We start from the raw sequence: 4,078 nt of genomic DNA on the forward strand, positions 1-4,078 counted from the left end.
GCCTCGCTCAGCGGCGCGGGGGCAGCGGGACCTCCACGGTCTCCGACGGCACCGCCGACAGGGCCGGCGCGTAGGCCAGCGCGGTGCCGGCGGCGGTCAGGCTCGGATCGGACGGTGGGCGGCCGGTGAACAGGCTCGCCACCGCGCTCGCGGAGGCCGCCACGGGGGCCACCACGGCGGCGACCTCGCTGGCGACGCCCTGGCGCTTGGCCGCGTAATAGTAGCCGCGGTTGTAGTAGGTGTAGGCCTGGGTGAGGTTGCCCTGGGCGGTGCGGTAGGCGCCCGCGAGATAGGCCACGCCGTAGCGCAGGTTGGTCTCGGGGTCGTAGAGGCCGCTGGCCTCCCCGGTATAGCCCAGGCCGCGGGCCGTCGCGTGCTTGATCTGCATCAGGCCGAGCGCGCTGCCGCCCTTGGCCTTGGGGTTGTAGTTGCTCTCGCGCTTGACCACCGCGTGCACGAAGCTTGCCGGAACGCCGTTCGCCTTGGCCTGCTGCTCGATCAGCGCGTCGATGTTGTCGCGCGCCACCTGGGCGATAGCTGGGATGGGCGCAGCCGCGAGGACGGCAGCGAGGAGAAGGCGATTCATTCCGAGACCCGGTTCGGTTTGTTCTGCTCAAGCTAGGTCGAGGCGAAATGAGGCCGGAAAGCGGCTTCTGTCCGGCAGCCTGTGGGCCGGGCGGCCGCGGCGCCCGGCCTGTGCCCGGCGCGCCACAGGGCGATCGCTCGAACGCACTTGCCCTGTTTCCTTGCCTCGCCTCGATCGCAGGCGCCCGCATCCGCGGGCTCGGGCTTTCGCTTCGCTCCGTGTTTTCCGAAAACGGAAAACACGCTCCGCGGGGCGCCCTTCGCGCCCAGACGCCGCAGGAGCGGCTTCGACCGACGGCCCCGCGTGCTACAGGCCCGGCGGCCGAACCATTCAGGCCAGGATCAGCCGCTCCACGGCCTCGGCGAACCCGTCCGCGTCGTTGCCCGCGGTGACGGCGCGGGCCGCCGCCTTCACCCCATCCTCGGCATTGCCCATGGCGACCGACAGGCCGCTGCGGGCAAACATCGCCCGGTCGTTGCCGGCGTCGCCGAAGGTGGCGACCCGGTGTTCCGGGATCGCCAGATGTCGGCTCATCCAGCCGACGAAGCCGCCCTTGTCGATGCCGGGGGGCGTCACGTCGAGGTAGTAGGCCTGCGAGCGGTGCACCACGGCGCGGTCCCCCAGGCGGGCCGCGACCTCCGCCTCGCAGGCGGCCAGATGCGCGTGGTCCCGGCTGACGCCGACGATCTTGGAGGCGGCGGCCAGGAGCGGGCCGAGGTCGGCCGTCACCTCCGGTCCGGCCTGGAGCGTGGCCCGCTCCACGTCGGTGTAGGGCGCATCCGGATCGCGCAGGAACCAGGCGCCGCGGGCGAAGACCCAGACGTCGAGGGCTGAGGCGAGCAGCCGCTCCACGGCCTCCCGCGCCGTCGCTTCCGGGATCAGGTGCTCCTCGATCACGCGAAGGTCCGGCCCGACCACGCTCGCACCGTTGAACGCGCCCATGGGCAGGCGCAGGCCGAGTGCTTCGACGAGGCCCTGGAGCCCGACCGGCGGCCGGGCCGAGGCGACCGTGAAGCCGATCCCGGCCTCCCCGAGGCGGCGGATCGCGGCGATCGTCGCCGGGCTCAGGCTCTTGTCGGACCTGACCAGGGTGCCGTCCACGTCCGAGACGACGAGGGCGATGTCGGGCCGGCTCACGGGCGGCCTCCGGCAGGCGCAGCGTCGCCCGCACCCTCGGCCGCGACCCGCGCGACGATCCGTTCGGCGATTCCCTCCGGAGATTCGTCGATCCCGACCGTGATCGGCCGCTCGTCTGGGCCGGGCGGCTCCAGGATCGCGAACTGGCTGTCGAGGAGGTGGGGCGACATGAAGTGCCCCCGGCGCTCGGCCAGGCGCCCGGCGATCAGCGCCTGACTGCCCTCCAGGTAGACAATCCGCACCCCCTGGCGGCTGCCGCGGGTCAGCACGTCGCGATAGGCCCGGCGCAGGGCCGAGCAGACGATGACGCCGGATTCCCCCGCCTCCAGCCGCTGCCCGATCCAGGCGGCGAGCCGGGCGAGCCAGGGCGCGCGGTCCTCGTCGTCGAGGGCGAGGCCCGCATGCATCTTGGCGACGTGCTCGGGGGTGTGGAAGCTGTCGCCGTCCACGAAGATCCAGCCGAGCCGTTCCGCCACCAGGGCGGCGATCGTGCTCTTGCCGGACCCGGAGACGCCCATCACCAGGAGGACCTGAGGCTTTGCGCCCTCCCCCGCTCCGCCGGTCTGCGATTGGGTCATGGTCTCGAAGCCTCCGGTTCGGGGTGGGCTCTTGAAGGGTTGCCGGCCGGACCTGCGACGGTCGCCTCAGCCGCCTCTGGGCTCCGGCGCCGCCGCGACCGGCTCGGGGCCGACGATCGGCGTGAGCGCCCGGTCGCGCAGGTGCTGCGGCCCGAGGGTGAGGCGGAAGAAGTCGTAGTCGCCCGGCCGCTCGTTGGCGAGGAGGCATTGGAAGTGCAGCCGGAACGGGCGGTAGAGGATCTTGGCGTAGGTCTCCGGTTCGACGACCTGCTTGAGCTGTGTCGAGCGCACCACCGGGTTGGCGACCGCTCTCGCGCCCAGCCCGAGCTTCAGGTCGAGGACCGGGTTGAAGCCGGGAAAGTTCATCCAGTCCTGCATCGTCTGGAAGTCGCACCAGACGAGGCGGCGCGCGGTGACGAGGCTCGCGATCTCGGCCCGCAGCCGGCGGGCCAGCGGCTGCACCGCCACCAGCGGCAGGGCAGAGCCCAGGGTCACCAGCGACAGCCGGGTCCGGCCCTCCCACAGGGCGGGCGCACGGGCGAGCACCCGTGCCGCGAGTTCGACCGCGGCCAGCGCCCCCACGGAATGGCCGACGATCATGACCTCGTCGGGCGCCTCGCCCTGCAGTCCTGCGATCTCGGCGATCACGTGGTCGGCGAAGGCGTCCACCCGCGCCTCGAAGTCGGGCCGCCAGAGCTGCCCGTGCTGCCAGTTGAACACCCAGGTGTTGAGGAGCTGCCAGAAGAACAGCCGGTTGAGGAACGCCTCGATCCCCACGAGCCAGACGAGGCCCGCCGCGACGCCCAGGGGCAGGGAGGCCCAGGCCGGCAGGCCCAGGCTGTATCCGAACCAGTCCCCGAGATGGGCGTGGACCATCGTGCCGATGAGGACCGATACCAGGGTCAGCGCCACCACCATCGCGAAGGGATAGAGGATGACGTTTCCGTAGCGGTGGTTGTAGCGGTAGAACCGCCAGAGCGCGCCCCAGGCCAGGGCGTGCAGGGTGCCGACGACGAGCAGGGCCACGCTGAGGACGCGCGAGCGGGCGTAGTCGCGGGCCACGATGTCGTCCCAGAGCAGCACCTCGTAGCGGGTCGCCGCCCCGCCGCTCGGCGGATGGGCCGCCACATTCCAGCCCTGGACGAGCCCGTCCGGGCTCAGGGCGGCCGCCGAGACCGTGCGCCGGCCCTCGCCGAAGCGCTTGGCGTGGCGCATCAGCTCGCGCACGAACAGCAGCCGGTAGCGGGTCCGCGCCTCCGGGTCGTAGCCGGGCACGAAGAAGACGTGGCGGCGACGGACCGGGCCGGGATCGGATTCCTGGAGGTCCGGCGGCGTGTAGGCCAGGGGAAGTCTCATGACCGCGCGTCCGTTCGCAGGGGAATCGGCCCGGGGCGGTGGCCGCCTCCCGTAGACGAACCGTCCCGGGATCACGGTATCCGCGGCGGGACTTAATGCCCACACGCGCGCAGGTGGGCAATCGGGCCGTCATGCGTGCGGGCGGAATTCGCGAGGCCGTGCCTCCCGCATCCGGCGGGCGTGCCCCGGCCGCAACATCCGCCGAGGGGCTGCCAAGGGGCTGCCAAGGGACTGTGTGCATCGGGGACGGGGCCGGGCCGCCCCCCGGTCCCGTCGGGACTGTGACCCACCCGCTACGGACAGGTGCGCGGGATTGAGCTAGGCAGCAGGTCGGCGAAACCGACGGGCGACCTCTGGATGCGCGCTTTCCCCCTCGTCCTGTGCACCGCGCTCGCGGTGTCGGGCTGTTCGGTCCTGCCTG

3 protein-coding genes and 1 pseudogene are annotated in these 4,078 nt (G+C 72.4%); all 4 read right to left on the reverse strand.

Translation table 11 applies throughout. The annotated features are described in order from the left end of the window. Positions 1 to 195: 195 nt before the first annotated feature. Positions 196 to 586: pseudogene (locus COGEMETH_RS24225) on the reverse strand (lytic transglycosylase domain-containing protein); the annotation flags it as partial. 330 nt (positions 587 to 916) lie between these two features. After that, positions 917 to 1,723 carry a Cof-type HAD-IIB family hydrolase gene (locus tag COGEMETH_RS24230; RefSeq protein WP_238185231.1) on the reverse strand — a complete coding sequence of 269 codons (807 nt, stop codon included), beginning with the start codon at positions 1,721 to 1,723 and terminating at the stop codon, positions 917 to 919. After that, positions 1,720 to 2,301 (reverse strand): gluconokinase, encoded by a 582-nt coding sequence (locus COGEMETH_RS24235; protein WP_238185232.1) that lies wholly within the window; start codon positions 2,299 to 2,301, stop codon positions 1,720 to 1,722. The genes COGEMETH_RS24230 and COGEMETH_RS24235 overlap by 4 nt, the downstream gene beginning before the upstream one ends. A 66-nt stretch (positions 2,302 to 2,367) precedes the next feature. After that, positions 2,368 to 3,657 carry an alpha/beta hydrolase gene (locus tag COGEMETH_RS24240; protein WP_238185233.1) on the reverse strand — a complete coding sequence of 430 codons (1,290 nt, stop codon included), beginning with the start codon at positions 3,655 to 3,657 and terminating at the stop codon, positions 2,368 to 2,370. Positions 3,658 to 4,078: the final 421 nt, after the last annotated feature.

The organism is Methylobacterium trifolii, from assembly GCF_022179685.1.
Classification (GTDB): domain Bacteria; phylum Pseudomonadota; class Alphaproteobacteria; order Rhizobiales; family Beijerinckiaceae; genus Methylobacterium; species Methylobacterium trifolii.

What these genes read in the sequence shown, in the direction of transcription:
- COGEMETH_RS24235 (WP_238185232.1), bottom strand. Translation starts at nt 2,301, where the DNA reads ATGACCCAATCGCAGACCGGCGGAGCGGGGGAGGGCGCAAAGCCTCAG.
- COGEMETH_RS24240 (WP_238185233.1), bottom strand. Translation starts at nt 3,657, where the DNA reads ATGAGACTTCCCCTGGCCTACACGCCGCCGGACCTCCAGGAATCCGAT.